The sequence below is a fragment of the Arthrobacter sp. CC3 genome (assembly GCF_039907775.1).
GTDB lineage: Bacteria > Actinomycetota > Actinomycetes > Actinomycetales > Micrococcaceae > Arthrobacter.
In genome coordinates this window covers 36,145-52,372 of the sequence record NZ_JARCCY010000017.1, presented here as the reverse complement: position 1 = coordinate 52,372, position 16,228 = coordinate 36,145, and the positions used below count along the sequence as shown (strand labels likewise).

Here is a 16,228-nt window from a genome sequence, read left to right as displayed (position 1 = left end):
CCCGCACCGCCGCCAAGGAACCCCAAAGCGACCGCCAAGGAACCCCCAACGAACCCCCTAGCCCTCCGGCTCGACCTCAGACATATCGCCGACGCCGGGCGTGCCCTCGGCGAGCGCGTAGCGATGCAGCACCGCACCCTTCGGCGAGACGACCACCGGCTCGATGATGGTGAGGTTGGTCGGAACCACCCCGTCGGCGAAGACCTTCTTTCCCTTGCCGAGCAGGATCGGATACACCCACAGCGTGAGCCGGTCGAAGAGCCGCTCGGCGAACAGGGTCTGCACGAAGTTGAGGCTGCCGATCACGTGGATGTTCTGGTGCCGGTCGCGCAGTTCGCTCACGCCCGCCGCCACATCAGGGCCGAGCAGTGTGGAGTCGGCCCACTCGAGGGCGGGCGCCTGGCGCGAGGCAACGTACTTCGGGATGCTGTTGAACAGCCGCGCGATCTCACCGTTCTGGTGCGGCCAGTACGCGGCGAAAATATCGTAGGTCCGGCGCCCCAGCAGCAGCGCGTCCATCCCCGCCATCCCGGACTGGATCTGCCCGCCCACCACCTCGTCGATGAGGGGTGCCTGCCAGCCGCCAAATTCGAAGCCGCCTGCCGCGTCCTCCTCGGGGCCGCCGGGCGCCTGCGCCACGCCGTCGAGCGTCGTGAACAAGTCAATATGGATCAGTCCCATGCCGTGTTCCTCCTCTGCCGCCCGTCGTCGCCCCGGCGACGGGATCACTTCGAGGCTGGCACACGGGGCTCTGTGATGTCAGTAGTTGCGGCGGTGCTTTAGCCGTGGAATGGTGATGGCAAATACGACGGCGGCGGCGAACCCGAGTACGCCGGTGGCCCACACGCCGGCCCCCAGTGAGACGGCGGCGGTGACGCCGGAGAGGAGCACCGGACCGCCGGTGGCGCCGGCGTCGGCAATGAAGCGCCAGAGCCCCAGGAACTGGCCGCGGCCGCGGTCCGGGGAGAAGTCGGCGCCGAGGGTCATGATCAGGCCGGAGCTGATGCCGTTGCCGAACCCGATCAGCAGCGCGGCCAGGAGCAGGCCCACAAAGCTGCCCGTCAGCGGGATGAGCATCAGCGCGATGCCCATGATCACCGTGGACGGGATGGCCACCCACTGCCTGCCTTTGCGGTCCATGAGCTTGCCGGCCGGGTAGAACACCAGCATGTCGATCGCCCCGGAGAGTCCGTAGATCAGCGAGGCGTGCGTGGCGTCCATGCCCAGGTTGTCCGCCCACAGCGGGATGACCACCTGCCGGGAGGCGCGCAGGGCGCTGAGCAGCAGGATGCCGGCGCCCACGGTGAGGAACACGCCCGCGTGGGACCTGGCGATGCCGCGCATGGTGGGCTCCGGGCCGCGGTGCGCGTCGCCCGAACCGCCCACAGCCGGCAGGTCGGGGATGGTTACGGACAGGACGGCGGCGGCTGCCATGGCCGCCACCCCCACCCAGTACGCGCCGCTGATGCCCGCAAACTGCATCACGCCGGCGCCCACGAACGGCCCGATGAAGATGCCGATCCTGCTCACGCCGCCCAGGGTGGACAGGGCGCGGGCGCGGAAGGCCACCGGCACCGCTTCGGTCAGGTATTTCTGCCTGGCCAGGCTGAAGACGCTAGCGGACATTCCGACGACGATCATCGCCACCGCGAGCAGCCACAGTCCATGGGGAATCACCGAGGACAGCCCCGCCGCCGTCAGTGCCAGGGCACCCGCCGCCGCGGCGCCGACGATGGACCAGCGTTCGCCGAATTTGAGCGTGATCAGGGAGGCCGGCAGGTTGAAGAACCACGACCCCAGGCCCGATCAGCGTGACAATCAGCGCGGCCACCGCCACGGACGCGCCAAGGCCGCGCGCGGAAAGCGCCACCACCGGCAGCACGGCTCCCTCACCGATGCAGAAGAGCAGCGCAGGCCCGAACGCGGGGACGGCAATGCTGCGGAGGCTGAAGGGTTTGGTGGCTTGTGCGGAGGTCATCCCTTTCATCCTATGCAGGCCCGGCCCGGGTGGCCGCCGGCCCGACTACAGGACTCGCAATACGGATTTTCGTGGCGGAATGGAATTTGATTGTTTGGCCGCAATGTCTGTGGCATTCTTTGCATGTCGCTGCGCTTCCGGGGCCAGCGAATACTGGGGGCTACCGGAGGTCTCATCGCTGCACCATTTTCCCCCGGCTCAAATGTCTAAACGGGGAGAAATCAATTGCACCTATTCACCACAAGTCTGCGCTCGTTGCGGAATACCAGAACTGCAACAAAGGCCGCAGCCGCCCTCACCTGCACCGCACTGCTTTCGGCCACTTTCTTTGTGGGCGGCACGGCAGCCACTGCGGCTCCGGTGGCACCGGGTACGGAAACGTCCAATGCCCAGGGCGAGCAGGTGGGAGCCCCTGCGGTCGCACCGGCACCCGCTCCTAAGGCGCTCGACGCCGGTCAGGCACCCGCCGCCGGCAGCGGCGCCGTCACCGAACGCGGTGCCATCACCGAGGGGGCCACGCCTGCCGGTGGGAGCATCGACAGGACGAACAGCCAGCAGATCACCGATGTCTTCAACGCCATCAATGCCTTCCGCGCCACCAAGGGCCTGAAGGCAGTGACGTTCAATGCCACGGTGTCGGAAATGGCCGAGGACTGGTCGGACAACATGGCCATCAACGGCTTCAGACACAACCCCGGCTTCCACACGGATCCCCGGGTGGCGGGCCGCTGGACCATGGCGGCGGAAATCATCGCCGGCCGCCCTGATTACTCCGGAGCCGGCCTGGTGGATCAGTGGATCGCTTCAGCCCCGCACAATGCCATCATGAGCGACCCCGGCTTCACCACCATCGGCGTCGGCATCGCCCGCGTCCAGAATGAGGTGTACCTCCTGGGCACGGTCAACTTCTTCAACTTCGAGGTTGCCCCGGCCGGCAGCTACACCACGGCTGCGGACTTCCTGAACGGCGGATCCGAAATTTCCGGGCCGTTCGCGGATGTGCCCGCCGGAACGCAGTTCGCGGGCGAAATCAACTGGCTCGCCAGCAAGGGCATCAGCACGGGCTGGAACGTGAACGGCACCACCACGTACCGCCCGGTGACACCCGTCAACCGCGACGCGATGGCCGCGTTCATGTTCCGCCTGGCCCGCCTGGGAGGACAGCCCGACTACACCCCGCCGTACTACTCGTGGTTCGATGATGTTGCTCCCGGAACGCAGTTCTACAAGGAGATGAACTGGATGGCGGAGTACGGCATCTCCGGCGGCTGGGATGAAGGCAATGGCCAGTACACGTACCGTCCGCTGACCACCGTGAAGCGTGACGCCATGGCGGCGTTCCTCTACCGTCTGGCGGGCGAGCCCGCGTTCACTCCCCCGGCCACCTCACCGTTCGCGGATGTGACTACCTCAACCCAGTTCTACAAGGAGATCACCTGGCTTGCCTCCGTGGGCATCTCCTCCGGCTGGGACGAAGGAAACGGAAGGTTCACCTACCGTCCGTTCAACTCCGTCAACCGCGATGCTATGGCGGCCTTCATGTACCGCCTGTACAGCATGTAGGTCAGCGTGGGTCGTTAACGGTCGATGCGGCAGGCGAGTTCATAGCCCTCGATCTCGTGAGTGACGGCGTAGTCGGTGGATGGGTGCAATCGCTCAGCAATTTTTTTCAGGTTGCCCCATTCCTTGGGAATGCCTCCGGCAATCCGGTCCACGAGGATGCAGTCCGGGGTGGGGTTCGTGTTGCCGATCCAGTACACGTCGTGGTCATCGACTAGATAGTTCATCAGCCCGATGTCTGTCTCAACGCTCGCCCCCGCCGGCACGGGGGCGAGCACGGCCGCGGCGGCATCAGCCCGGGCGGGCCTGGTCCAGGCTTTCGGGTCAGTGATGGTGCGCAGCGGAAGACTCGGTTGAAGCACGACTGCTGCAGTGATCGCGATGGCGACACCATGGGAGGTATATGTGCGCAGCCAAGCCCAGCGGCTATCGGGTCCGCGATCGATCGCGTCGAGGAGGGCGACGAATGCGATCGGCATGAGGACCGCACTGTAGTGCCAGGTGGGCCCCCAGTAGCCGTCATTGGTGGCCAGGAACCGCCATGCCAACGTCGGAACTAGCACGAGCGCAATTGGGGACCTTGCTATCAACCCTCCGGTGAACACGATGAGCAGCAGCAGAGTCTCGCCCTTGGACGGATTGAAGAGCGAAGCGGGGTCGGACAGGATGGCCATCGGGTTCGCATTGCCTGCATATGCCCATGCCCCCTTCGGGTTCAGCAGAGGCAGGATGACCAGGGTGGTCAGCGCGAACCAGCCGAACCCCCACACGGCCAGCCAGAAACCGATCGGTTTGCGGACACGATAGGCGATGAGAAGGCCGATTGCGACCACGGTAAGCCCGAGGTCTTCTTTCACGAACACCAGGGGTGCTGCCCAGATCGCGGCCGCGCACCACCGGCTCTCAAGAACAGCGACGAGACTGGCGGTGAGGAGAGGAACGGCGAGGGCAATTTCGTGAAACTGAGCTTCCGCGGCGTACTGCAATCCCCAGCTAAGCCCGAATGCGATCCCAAGAAGGATGCCCGCCGCTAGGCCGAGGCGTCGTTGCGCTGCGCGGGCGAGGATGCCTGCGGCAGCTGCGAAGCACAGCGCCTGGATCACGAGGAGGGTGAAGGCGTGGGGGAAGGCAGCGTAGACCGGAGCGAGGATGGCCAGCAACGGGTGGAAGTGGTCACCCAGGAGGTTGAACCCGTCACCCTTCACCGTCACAATCGGCACCTGTAGCGTGGCGTACCGGTCGAGGAGTTGGGCGAAAATGCTCAGGTCCCACGACTTCACCGTGAACCGCGACCACTGCCACGCTGCGAACACGACGTACGCCGCGGCGACGATAACTGCCACGGCGCCCGGTGCTATCCACAGAGCGTGAGCGCGGCGGGCTGGCTCTAGGCGAGTGGCAGGCTGCACAGCGGCCACAGGCCAGACAAGATGTTCATCACGGAAACGACTCTAACCCGAGTTCACTGCATATCGGCGGCCCGATCCTGGGTTGGCCTGACACGCCGCGCGGTGCATGGAACGGCTGGAGGAAGCATTTGTTCGACATGTTAATCCGGCCCGAATAGACTTCGCTCACTTGCACTTTTCCGGGTGCCGTTTGGATTCATTCTCTGGGGGAACAATTGAAAATGCTCGGGCGGCCCAAAACATTGGGGCCGGTAATCCTCGCGGTGATTCTGCCGCTGCTGTTTATGGCACCGGCGCCGGTGGCCACCGCGGCAGTCGAAGCCTCCATCAGCGGCACGCTATCCGTTCCCCGGGGTGCGGATGTGAAGAATGCGTACGTGGCAATTTCGGGGACCAATTACTCCCGGCAGATCGGCGTTTCCGCGGACGGTTCATACCGTTTCGGCGAACTCGCCGCCGGGTCCTATACGGTGCGTTTTGACTACCAGTCGTGGCCCAGCCCGGACAGCGCCCGTCCCGCCCCGCAGTGGTACAAGAACGGTGCCACGTTCAGCCAGGCCACCAGCATCACGGTTGCAGCCGGCCAGAGCGTCGGCGGTGTTTCGGCAACGCTCGACGACGGCGCTTTCATCAGCGGCCGGCTCACCGTACCGTCGGGCGTGGACGCCTCCAAGGTCAGGATTGTTGCCAGCGAGACGGGCCATACCAGCTACCTGCATTCCGCCACGGTGTATGCGCGGGCCGACGGCAGCTACACGCTGAGGGGCCTCCCGCCCGGCCGGTACCAGCTGTCCTTTTCCTCGCAGGACCGGGCCGGCGGCGGCATTGTCAGCACCTACTACGGCGGGTCCACCGAGGCCGCCGCCAAGGTGCTGGAGGTCCCCCACCTCGGCGGCATCAACAACGTGGACCAGTCACTCACCGCCGCCGGGGCCATCAGCGGCACGGTCACGGTCCCAGACGGCATCTCGCCGGCAGGGGTCTTCGTCACGGCCAATCCGCAGGACGGGTCCAGCGGGGTTCCCAGCGCCCGGACGGATGCCGGCGGAAACTTCGATATCGGGCATGTGACGCCGGGGACGTACAAGCTCCTCTTTGAAGCGGACGGCCTGGAGCCGCAGTGGTACGGCCAGACTGACTGGTCCGTGGAGTCGCCCGTGCTGACGGTGGAGGCCGGGCAGGTCCTTTCGGGGCTGACGGAAAACATCCTCCTCACTGCCCCCGCCTCGCCGCTGGTGTTCGCCGACGTTCCCCCGGGCACCCAGTTCGAGGCGGAGATCAACTGGCTCGCGGGCCAGGGCATCAGCACCGGCTGGATTGAACCGAACGGTTCCAAGACGTACCGTCCGCTGGGGCCGGTGAACCGCGACGCCATGGCCGCCTTTATGCACCGGCTGGCCGGCAAACCGGATTTCTGGCCGCCGCCCGTCTCGCCGTTCGCGGACCTCGCTCCGAGCGACATGTTCTTCAAGGAGATCATCTGGCTCACGGCCCGGAACGTTTCCACGGGCTGGGTTGACGGCAACGGCACCCGGACGTTCGGTCCGAGCAGGCCGGTCAACCGTGATGCGATGGCCGCCTTTATGTACCGCCTCGCCGGCAGGCCCGCTTTTGATCCGCCGGCTGCCTCGCCGTTCACGGATGTGGCCAAGGACAACGTGTACTATCACGAGATCACGTGGCTGGCCGCCCAGGACATCTCCACCGGCTGGAAGGAAGCGGACGGGACCAAGACCTTCCGCCCGTACCAGGCAGTGAACCGGGACGCCATGGCGGCGTTCATGTACCGCTTCGCATCCAAGTTCACCCCGGTGTAGCCCAGGATCGAATCCTCCCCGGGGACCTCTCTCGTGCCGGCCCTTTGCGGACTACGATCAGAAGTATCGCGGAGCACGTCTTCGCAGTTCCCGGCTTTAGGACGATTTAAGGACGAGACATGACATCGAAGTCCGCCAACACGCGTGAACCGGTTGAACAGCCAGCTGACCTCGGCGGCGGACTGGCCGGCCGGCTTAGTGAGCTTGCCCGTGAGCTGCAACAGGAGCAGGACACTGAAGCGATCCTGGCCATCATTGTCCACGCCGCCCGGGAACTGATCCCGCACGTCACCGAGGCCTCCGTCAGCCTGGTGATCGGCCGCCGCGAGATCCAGTCCCGGGCCGCGTCGGGTGAACTTCCCCTCAGGGTGGACGCGCTGCAAAGCGAAAGTGGCCAGGGTCCCTGCCTCGACGCCGCGTATGACCAGCGGGTGGTCCGGGTGCCCGACCTGAGCAAGGACATGCGGTGGCCGGATTTTGCCCAGGCGGCCTATGACATCGGCGCCCGCAGCATGCTCTCCATCCAGCTCTTCGTGGAGGGGGACAAACTCGGTGCCCTGAACCTCTACGGCGATGAGGTGAACGTCTTCGACGAGGAATCGGAACAGATCGCCCTCCTCGTGGCTGCCCATGCCGCCATCGCGTTCTCCGATGCCAAGGAAATCGAGCAGCTGACCCAGGCACTGGACACCAGGGACCTGATCGGCCAGGCAAAGGGGATCCTGATGGAAAGGTTCAAGATCACTCCCCAGCAGGCCTTCCTGGTCCTGACCAAGGCGAGCTCCGAATCGAACATCAAGCTCAGGGACGTCGCAGACCATCTCACCAGCAGCGGGGAAATCCTCACCCGCCGGAGGTGAGCGAAGGAGGCACGATATGAACATCGCCGTTGCCGGGGGAACCGGAACTGTGGGCCGCCATGTGGTCAGCATCGCCAAAGGCCGGGGGCACCACGTGGTGAGCCTGAGCCGCGCCGACGGCGTGGACCTGGTCACCGGCCGCGGCCTGGACGAGGCACTCCGCGGCGTGGAGACGGTCATCGACGTGTCCGGCCCCCGGGCGGTGTCCACCAAGAAGGCCGTGGACTACTTCACCAACAGCACCCAGAATCTGCTGGCTGCCGGGAAGAAGGCCGGGGTGCGGCACCATGTTGCCCTCTCGATTGTGGGTATCGACAGGGCGACGTCGGGGCTGTACGCGGGAAAGCTGGTGCAGGAGGACACCGTCCGGCACGGGGACGTGCCGTGGACCCTGTTGCGGTCCACGCAGTTCCACGAGTTTGTGCCGTTGACCGTCAGCGTGGCTTCACTGGGCCCGCTGGTGCTCGTTCCGCAGATGCGGACCCAGCCCGTGGCGGCGCGTGAGGTGGCAGAGGCACTGGTGGATGCCGCGGAAGCAGGGCCACAGGGCAGGGTGGCGGACCTGGGCGGTCCGCGCCATGAAGAACTCGCCGCCCTGGTCCGCGCCTACCTGAAGCGGACCGGCAGGCGGAAGCGGGCGGTGAAGATCTTTGTCCCCGGCTCCATGGGCAAAGCCATGCGCAACGGCGACCTGATCCCGAAGCCGGGCGCCGCCGTCGGACGCCAGACGTTCCGGGAGTGGCTGGACACGCAACCGTCCGCCCCCAAGTAGCAGACGCGGCCCACGCCGTAAAACCTACACGTACCCGTCCACAATCGCGGCCGCGATCTCCTTGTACGCGCGCCGGGTCTCCGGCTTCAGCACGTCCAGGGTGACCAGGTCGCCGTCGGCCACTCCGCGGTCGTGCGGGACGGCGATCAGCTGCCGGCAGATGCCGGCGAGGTGTTCCTCGATGGCGTCCTTGTCCACGCGGGAGGAGACCTCGTCCTTGTCCGTGATCACCACGATCGCATTGCGGGCCAGGTCCTCGTAGCCGTGGCTGGCGAGCCATTGCAGGGTGCTGCGGGCACGCTTGGCGCCGCTCACCGCGTAGCCGGCGGCGATCACCAGGTTGTCCGCGGACTGCAGGATCCCGCTCATGGCGTTGTGCGTCACTCCGGTGCCGCAGTCGGTCAGGGCCACGGAGTAGTAGCCGGAAATGAGCTTGCGGATCCGGAGGTATTCCTCAGCCGTGAGCGAGTCGGACACTTCCGGGTCCTGCTCCCCCGCGATCAGGTGCAGGCGGCCGGCGTGGTGCATGTAGCGGGCCAGCGCGGTGAGGGAGTCCACGGAGTCGATGTTCTTGAGCAGGTCCGTGATGGTGCGCGGGCTGGACTGCTGGTAGATGCCTTCGCCCAGGGCACGCTCCACGAGGTCGCCCGAGTCCGGGTTGGCGTCGATGGCGCAGGGGGCGTCGCCGCGGAATTCGGCGAGGGTCAGGCCCACGCCCACGGTGGTGGAGGTCTTGCCGATGCCGCCCTTGAGGCTGAGCACCGCCGTGTTGTAGCTGCCCTGCAGCTGGCGCGAGATGCGCCGGCCCAGCTCGTCCTCTTCACGCTGGCGGGGGCCCGGGCCCAGGTTGATCGCTCCGCCGGTCAGGGCGAAAAGGGCGCCGCGGAAACCGCCTTTGGGGCGCGGTTTCTGTTCGCGGACAAAGGAGCCGGGTGAGGTGATGAAGTCGGAGACGGGTGCGTCCGCCGCCGCCAGTTTGGCGGCCTGGCGGGTAGTGTTCGACGGCGGTGTGCTGGGTTCCGCGGGTACGGCGCCCCTGCGCGTGGTGGCGGGCGGCGCGGCCGGCTGTGCCACGGGCTGCGCGGCGGGCCGGGCGGGAGCCGCGGCCGGAACCGGGGACGGCGTTGGTTCCTGGACTCGGGCCTGGACAGTGGCGGAGGCCGGGGCACCGGGCTCGGAGCCGGTTTCCGCCTGGGCTTCAGTTTCTGCCTGCGCGTCCGCGACGGCTGCCGCTTCGGCCCAGGAACTCCGCCGGGTGGGTGCGGTCCGGCTGTTGTTCGGTGTGGCAGCGGCGGGCATGGTTCCTGTCCGGGCATCCGGAGATGCACCAGCCGGGCGACGGAGGTCGCGGCGACGGCGCGTCTGGGGCTGCCCTGCATTGTGTGCAGTGGCGCGTGCGTTCTTATCGGCCGATTCGGGCATGTTCGTCCCCCCAGGACTTTCGGCAAAGCGTGCAACGGCTCTTTACGGCTTCGGTCAAGGAGCAATTCTAGGCGCAATAGGCCAAAAGTCCCCCATAAGCGGGTCAACTCCCGGGAGAAGAGACGCCATTCACAGTTGCCCGGGCAGGGTGCGAGCTTAAGATTGAGGCATGGCCATCTCTCCCGAGCACGAACGCGTCCTGGAACTTCAGGACCTCATCATCGGCACTGAAAATGTCGCCGAGTTCCTGGGGCGCCTGTCAGTCATGGCCGCCGGGGCGCTGAGCCGTGAAACGTCCGGCAAGATCGAATGCGGGGTGACCCTGAAGCGACGGCGCCGGACCTTCACGGTGGCCGGAAGTAGTCCGAAGGCGGTCCTGCTCGACGAGATCGAACAGCGCATCGGGGACGGCCCGTGCATCGAGGCCCTCCGGGTGAAGGAGCCGGTGCTGCTCGCCAACATGGACACGGACCCGCGCTGGCCCACTTACCAGGCGGCGCTGAAGGCTGAGGGGTGCCGGGCCACCCTGGGCGTTCCGCTGGAACTTGGCGAGGATGCCGCTGCCGCCCTGAACTTCTTCGCGTTCGAGTCAGGTGTTTTCACTCCTGCTGTCATTCAGGAGGCCTCGGATTTTGCGGATATCGCCGGAGGCGCCGTCCGGCTGGCGGTCCGCCTGGGCTCAGCACAGTCGCTGGCGGACGACCTGGCCGCCGCCCTGGAGAGCCGCACGTCCATCGATCTGGCGTGCGGGGTGATCATGGGCCAGAACCGCTGCAGCCAGGCTGAGGCGATGGCTATCCTCGCCAAAGTGTCCAGCCACCGAAACCAGAAACTTCGCGTGGTGGCCGAAGAGATGCTCGCGAACCTGGTGGGCGGCGACGTCAAGACCCATTTCGATGCCTAAGAAATAACGCACGACGCCGGCCCGGCAGCTGATTACCAGCCGCCCCACAGGCGGCCGGTGCCCCTCTCATGACAGTCAGCGAGCCAGCGCAGCCCCGCCGGTCAGCCTTTCGGCGAGCCCGGAGAGCAGGATGCTGATTCCTTCATCCAGCTCCGCCTCGCCGTCGTAGTCGGCCAGTACGGGGGCCAGTTCGCGCAGGTGGGGGAAGTCCCGGGCCGGGAGCCGGTGAAGGCCGAGCCTCAGCAGGGCCACGTTTTCGTCCGGGTCCACGATGAATTCCTGAAGTTCGTTCAGGATGTGGCCGTAGAGGAAGCCGTAGTAGGCGCGGTAAACGTGGAGGGCATCGTTCGGCGCAAAGCCTGCCTCGATCAGAAGCCCCAGAATCTGTTCCAGCGGCCGGAGGGTCCCCAGTGGACGGAGCCCCAGCGGGGTGGACAGCGGACGTGTCACCAGCAGCGGAACAACGTTGGGATGCCTCAGGGCCAGGAGCCGGAGGTCGTGCGCGATCCTGCGCAGCTGCGCCTGCCAGTCGGGGTCCTTCGGGAAGATCGCCAGCTCGTTGAGCACCAGTTCCGTGATCCCGTCCAGCAGGTCGGCGCGGTTGGCCGCGTAGCGGTAGAGGCCCATGGGGTCCCGGTCCAGCGCTTGCCCCAGCCGGCGCATGCTCAGCGCCTCAAGTCCCTCGGAGTCCACCAATTCGAGCGCGGTCTGAAGGACTGCCTCGCGGTTCAGCCGTCTTCTGGAATCTGTGTCCTGCGGGGCTGACATGGCGGGGGTCCTTACGTCGGGGATGGCCGTCGGAGCGTGCGCATCCGGCTGTTCACTCTTGCTTAACCTGTAGTCTACGCCTAGAGTCTACGGTGTAGAGGCATTCAGCGGGATCATTTTGAGAACGTCCGGATGCTCCTCGTCACTGCTGCTTATCCAGGGCGTGGAAGGCCTCAGGCCTTGTGCAGGTATCTGAGGTTCAGCTGCTGTAGCCGAATGGCGGCACTTGACGCACAGTACGGAAAGAGCCAACCATGGGCGTTTCAAAAATCGACCGTTTTCTCAGCGAAGCCACCACTCCGGACCAGGAGGGCGACGCATCGCTCAGGAAAGACCAGCTCTACGGGCTCTACACCAGTTGGTGCATGCTCAATCAGTTCGCCCCGGCAACCGCCGGGGAATTCTGGTCGGAGATGAAGAGCCGCAGAATCAGGTCTTCGGACAGCCGCCTGCGTATGACCGGCGCAGCCGCCGCGGACTACATCCTGGCCACCCGCCCCGTTCTGGTCTAGCAGACCCAAGCACAGTAGACGCACGACGACGAAAGGCCGGTTCGCGGTCAGCCTTGGGGGCTGACCCGGGAGCCGGCCTTTTCCGCGCCTACCGGGGCATTGCCCGCCGGGCCATTGCTAACGGGCCAGCGCCTTCATTCCCTGCTTGGTAAGCGACGAACGCTGCCCGCAGTTGGAGCAGGTGATGCGGTACGAGCGGGACATGGTGAAGACCGGGATGAAGAACAGGGTGAATTTCGACGCCCGCTCCTCGAGATGCTGCTCCACGTACTGGCCACAGTAACGGCACAGTGAATGCCGCCCGGGCAGGGCCCGCAGGACGGTCTTGAGGCCGAAAAGCAGAAGCATGGCTTCCTTTCTGGGTTTTCTCGACCCGGGATGGCGAAACACCGGTTTGCCAGGGTGTTTACGGTCCAATAGTAATCATGCTTACTATTGGTGTGAGGTTTTACACGCAAACCCACCACCGTGCCCCCAGCCGCGGTCGCCCGGAAGGCAGGCAACACGCACATGGCTTTGGCCCAGAACAGACCGGCAGGATGGTCCACCCACCGCCTATTGTCGACGGCGGCCCGCCTGGACGAGCGGAGGATCAACCGCCGGCTGGTTGGCCTGGGCCTCACCAAGTCGTCTTTCGATGCGCTGGATTGCGTGGAGGAGCTGGGCCCGGCCACCCAGAATTGCCTGGCCGATGAGCTCGGCATCACGGCCCAGAGCCTGGGCAAGATCCTGGACCGGCTGAAGGACCTGGGGCTCCTGACCAAGGAGCGCGGGGCGGGCGACGGCAGGATCAGGAGCGTCCGGCTGACCACCCGGGGCCGGTCCGTACTGCGGACTGCCGAGGAACTGGTGCGCGGACTCCCCCGGCCCGAGCTTGAGGTGGAGCTGGATCTGCGGCGGCACCTCGAACAGCACATCGCGCACCTCGCGGAGCCGCCGCATGCCCAGTCCCGCGCCGAAGCCCAGCCCGACCCTGTAACTGAGCCGGACGCCGTAACTAAGCGTGACGCGGAAGGAGCCGGCCCCGAGTGCGTCATGCACCCGCGGCCGGCCCCTTCGAACCGCTAGCTAGTTCCGAACTTGGCGTTGTACCGGTACATAAACGCTGCCATCGCGTCCCGGTTCACCGCCTGGACCGGAGCATAGCTCCTGGACCCGTCCCCGGCCGTCCAGCCGGTGGTGATGCCGGTGGACGCCAACCAGGTGATCTCCTTGTAGAACTGGTTGTTCGTGGCCACGTCCGTGAACGGGGACACGGCCGGCGGCGTGAAGGCGGGTTTGCCGGCCAGTCGGTACATGAACGCAGCCATGGCGTCCCGGTTCACCGCCTGGACGGGGGCGTACGTCCTCGTTCCGTCGGCGTCCGTCCAGCCGGTGGTGATGCCGGTGGACGCCAACCAGGTGATCTCCTTGTAGAACTGGTTGTTCGTGGCCACGTCCTTGAACGGGGACACGGCCGGCGGGGTGAAGGCCGGCTTGCCGCGCAAGCGGTACATAAAGGCGGCCATGGCGTCCCTGTTCACAGGCAGCACCGGACCGAAGGTCTTAGTGCCGTCCCCGGCGGTCCAGCCGGTGCTGATGCCGCTGGACGCCAACCAGGTGATCTCCTTGTAAAACTGGTTGCCCGTTGACACGTCCGTGAACGCCGGCGCGGGAGCAACCGGGGCGTCCGGTGTGGTTGCCGAGGCCAGGCTGGTCCCCGTGCCCTTGCCGTCACCGTAGATCCGCACCTGGACGGTGCTCTTGGCGGCAAGCCCGGTGAGTACGACGTCGGACTTCTGTCCCGCCGCAACCGTCGCCTTCGGACGGGTCAGGTCCCCGTTGACAATGACGTGGTAGTCAACGGAGACCGTCGACGCCGCGTTGTTCAGTGACACCGCTGCCTCCGCCGGCTTGGCCGGATCCAGCGTGATGGTTGCCTTCGGATCCGTGACCGGCGCCACCGGGGCGTCCGGCGTGGTTGCCGATGCCAGTAGCGTTCCCGTGCCCTTGCCGTCGCCGTAGATGCGCACCTGGACGGTGCTCTTGGCCGCCAGCCCGGTGAGTACGACGTCGGACTTCTGTCCCGCCGCAACCGTCGCCTTCGGACGGGTCAGGTCCCCGTTGACAATGACGTGGTAGTCAACGGAGACCGTCGACGCCGCGTTGTTCAGTGACACCGCTGCCTCCGCCGGCTTGGCCGCATCCAGTGTGATGGTTGCCTTTGGATCCGTGACCGGCACCGGGGTTGCTGTCCCGTAGGTCAGTTCACCCGCAGGCTTGTCAGTTCCAACCGTTGCACTCACCTGAACTGCTGCGGTTTCGGTGGTGACGCTGCCGGAGTACAGCTTGCCCAGATCGGCCTTGTTGAACGGCGGAGTGACGACCAGGAGGTACTTCCCGGTGGTCAGGCCCGTGACACTGAACTTGCCTTGCGCATCGGTGAACCCCATGCGGGTCACCAGCGAACCGTCCTTGGTGTATGCCTGGACCATCGCTCCGGAAAGCGGGGCCTTGAGCTTGTCCGTGACGGTGCCGCTGAGGCTGCCGCCCTTGACCAGGCTGCCGTCCTTGCCGGTGATGCTCTGCCCGGTGGTGACCGCAACGGAGCTGGCTGCGCCAACGCCGGCGGACTCGGCCTTGTTCTGGAAGAACTGAGCCTCGGCCAGGGATGGCCCGCTGGACCGGTTGAAGGCAACCTTGTAGCTTCCCGCTGCCAGGCCGGTGACGCTGTAGGCGCCGGTGGCATCGGAGTAGCCTTCCTTGACCGTGGTTCCGGCGCTGTCCAGCACAGTCACGGGGTGCTGCTCGCCGACGGAAAGTCCGGCTACCTTGCCGCTGATTGTCGCGCCCTTGACCAGCGTGGCGTTGATGCCGGTCAGGTCCTGGGCAGCAGTGAGGGGCAGTGCGTTGGCAGTGGCCGCGGTCGCTGCGTTGTTGTACCACTGGTCCACGGCACCGCTGCTGTTGCCGGCGAACCTCACTTTGTAGGATCCGGCGGGGAGGCCCACCAGTTTGTAGCTGCCGTCCGTGGCCACACCGGAAAATGCCATGTAAATGGATTTGCCGTCTGCGCTGTCAGCGTTGACGCTGATGTTCGCCAGGTTGATTCCTGCAGGTACGGTGACCTTGCCGCTGATCGTGGCGCCCTTGGCGAGCAACGCGTTGACGCCGGTAAGATCCTGCCCGGCCGTGACGGCCACGGGGCTGGCTGCGTCCGCGGTAGCCGCGTTGTTGTACCACTGGGAGAGGGCGCCGCTGCTGTTGGCCGAAAACTGAAGCTTGTAGGATCCGGCCGGAAGCCCCACCAGCTTGTAGGAGCCGTCAGCCGATACCCACGTGTTGGCTGCGGGGATCCCCGCAGCACCCGAGGCGGAGGGGTAAGCGGTCACACTGGTGCTCGAGGCACTGATACCGGCCGGTGCGGTGACCTTTCCGCTGATGGTGGCTCCCTTCAACAGGGTGGCGTTGATGTTTGCAATGTCCTGGCCCGCCGTCACGGCGACGGCTGCGGCTGCGTCGAACGTCGCCGCATTGGTGTACCACTGGCTTAGCGCACCGCTGTTGTAGGCGGAGAACTGGATCTTGTAGGAACCGGCCTCAAGGCCCAGGAGACGGTAGGTTCCGTCCGCGGCCACGGCGCCTGAGAGCACATAGCCCGATTGGGATGCCGCGGTGTAGGCCGAAACGTAGATCTGCGTGACGTCCATGCCGGCCGGCAGGGTGAGCTTTCCACGGATGGATGCACCCTTGACGAGTGTGGCGTTGATGCTGCCCACGTCCTGGCCTGCGGTCACGTTAACCGCGGCGGCCGTTTCAATCGAGGCTGCGTTGTTGTACCACTGGGCCAGCGCCCCGCTGTTGGATCCGGAGAACTGGAGCTTGTAGGACCCTGCGGGAAGCCCGTACAGCTGGTACTTCCCGTCGGCGCCCACCTGGGTGCTGGCGGCATACCTGGCAATGTTGTCACCCGAATACGCCGTCACCGTGACGCCGGTGAGGGTGACCCCTGCGGGAGCGCTGACAGTTCCGCCGATGGTGGCGCCCTTCGCCAGGGTGGCGTTGATGGCGGTCACGTCCTGCGCGGCTGCCACGTCCACGGCGGTCGCGGACGCGAAGGTCTCCGCGTTGTTGTACCACTGCGGGAGGGCTCCGGTGTTTCCGGCGGAGAACTGGAGCTTGTAGGAACCGGCTTTCAAGCCAGCCACCTTGTAGCTGCCATCCGCAAACACCTGGGCACCCGAGCT

General features: G+C 65.9%; 13 protein-coding genes and 1 pseudogene. 7 read left to right on the top strand and 7 right to left on the bottom strand.

Translation table 11 applies throughout. The features are described 5' to 3' along the window. Positions 1 to 57 precede the first annotated feature (57 nt). Entirely contained in the window at positions 58 to 681 is a 624-nt protein-coding gene (locus PV761_RS12100; RefSeq protein WP_347897012.1) for a dihydrofolate reductase family protein, read from the bottom strand. A gap of 78 nt (positions 682 to 759) precedes the next feature. After that, positions 760 to 1,978: pseudogene (locus tag PV761_RS12095) on the bottom strand (MFS transporter). Positions 1,979 to 2,233: 255 nt separating this feature from the next. Here PV761_RS12095 and PV761_RS12090 point away from each other — a divergent pair. Continuing rightward, positions 2,234 to 3,541: a CAP domain-containing protein gene (locus tag PV761_RS12090; protein WP_347897010.1), complete on the top strand. Its 1,308-nt coding sequence runs from the start codon at positions 2,234 to 2,236 to the stop codon at positions 3,539 to 3,541. 14 nt (positions 3,542 to 3,555) lie between these two features. Here PV761_RS12090 and PV761_RS12085 read toward each other — a convergent pair whose 3' ends face one another. Then, positions 3,556 to 4,881 (bottom strand): DUF2079 domain-containing protein, encoded by a 1,326-nt coding sequence (locus PV761_RS12085; protein WP_347897008.1) that lies wholly within the window; start codon positions 4,879 to 4,881, stop codon positions 3,556 to 3,558. Between the two features lie 287 nt (positions 4,882 to 5,168). Here PV761_RS12085 and PV761_RS12080 point away from each other — a divergent pair, with 287 nt between their 5' ends. The 3 genes from PV761_RS12080 (at position 5,169) to PV761_RS12070 (ending at position 8,396) form a co-directional block, all read left to right on the top strand. Further along, positions 5,169 to 6,764, top strand: a complete 1,596-nt coding sequence (locus tag PV761_RS12080; RefSeq protein ID WP_347897006.1) for a carboxypeptidase regulatory-like domain-containing protein — start codon at positions 5,169 to 5,171, stop codon at positions 6,762 to 6,764. A 119-nt stretch (positions 6,765 to 6,883) separates the two neighbouring features. Continuing rightward, positions 6,884 to 7,624 (top strand): GAF and ANTAR domain-containing protein, encoded by a 741-nt coding sequence (locus PV761_RS12075; RefSeq protein ID WP_347897004.1) that lies wholly within the window; start codon positions 6,884 to 6,886, stop codon positions 7,622 to 7,624. Between the two features lie 16 nt (positions 7,625 to 7,640). Next, entirely contained in the window at positions 7,641 to 8,396 is a 756-nt protein-coding gene (locus PV761_RS12070) for an NAD(P)H-binding protein (protein WP_347897002.1), read from the top strand. 24 nt (positions 8,397 to 8,420) lie between these two features. Here the strand turns inward: PV761_RS12070 and PV761_RS12065 are convergent, their stop codons facing one another. Then, positions 8,421 to 9,695, bottom strand: coding sequence for a MinD/ParA family protein (locus tag PV761_RS12065; RefSeq protein WP_347897000.1), 1,275 nt, complete (start codon positions 9,693 to 9,695; stop codon positions 8,421 to 8,423). A 292-nt stretch (positions 9,696 to 9,987) separates the two neighbouring features. Between PV761_RS12065 and PV761_RS12060 the strand changes: the two genes are divergently transcribed. Continuing rightward, positions 9,988 to 10,722, top strand: coding sequence for a GAF and ANTAR domain-containing protein (locus tag PV761_RS12060; protein WP_347896998.1), 735 nt, complete (start codon positions 9,988 to 9,990; stop codon positions 10,720 to 10,722). Between the two features lie 75 nt (positions 10,723 to 10,797). On the opposite strand, the gene PV761_RS12055 is transcribed toward PV761_RS12060, so the two are convergent. Further along, positions 10,798 to 11,490 (bottom strand): TetR/AcrR family transcriptional regulator C-terminal domain-containing protein, encoded by a 693-nt coding sequence (locus tag PV761_RS12055; protein WP_347896996.1) that lies wholly within the window; start codon positions 11,488 to 11,490, stop codon positions 10,798 to 10,800. A 254-nt stretch (positions 11,491 to 11,744) separates the two neighbouring features. On the opposite strand from PV761_RS12055, the gene PV761_RS12050 reads away from it, so the two are divergent. Further along, positions 11,745 to 12,002 (top strand): hypothetical protein, encoded by a 258-nt coding sequence (locus PV761_RS12050; protein WP_028271545.1) that lies wholly within the window; start codon positions 11,745 to 11,747, stop codon positions 12,000 to 12,002. 117 nt (positions 12,003 to 12,119) lie between these two features. On the opposite strand, the gene PV761_RS12045 is transcribed toward PV761_RS12050, so the two are convergent. Then, on the bottom strand, positions 12,120 to 12,350 hold the full coding sequence (locus tag PV761_RS12045) for a zinc-ribbon domain-containing protein (protein ID WP_347896994.1): 231 nt from the start codon (positions 12,348 to 12,350) through the stop codon (positions 12,120 to 12,122). Positions 12,351 to 12,512: 162 nt separating this feature from the next. Here PV761_RS12045 and PV761_RS12040 point away from each other — a divergent pair, with 162 nt between their 5' ends. Then, positions 12,513 to 13,070 carry a MarR family transcriptional regulator gene (locus tag PV761_RS12040; RefSeq protein WP_347896992.1) on the top strand — a complete coding sequence of 186 codons (558 nt, stop codon included), beginning with the start codon at positions 12,513 to 12,515 and terminating at the stop codon, positions 13,068 to 13,070. Here PV761_RS12040 and PV761_RS12035 read toward each other — a convergent pair. After that, positions 13,067 to 15,034 carry a carboxypeptidase regulatory-like domain-containing protein gene (locus tag PV761_RS12035; protein WP_347897075.1) on the bottom strand — a complete coding sequence of 656 codons (1,968 nt, stop codon included), beginning with the start codon at positions 15,032 to 15,034 and terminating at the stop codon, positions 13,067 to 13,069. The two genes, PV761_RS12040 and PV761_RS12035, sit on opposite strands and share 4 nt — an antisense overlap. Positions 15,035 to 16,228 lie beyond the last annotated feature (1,194 nt).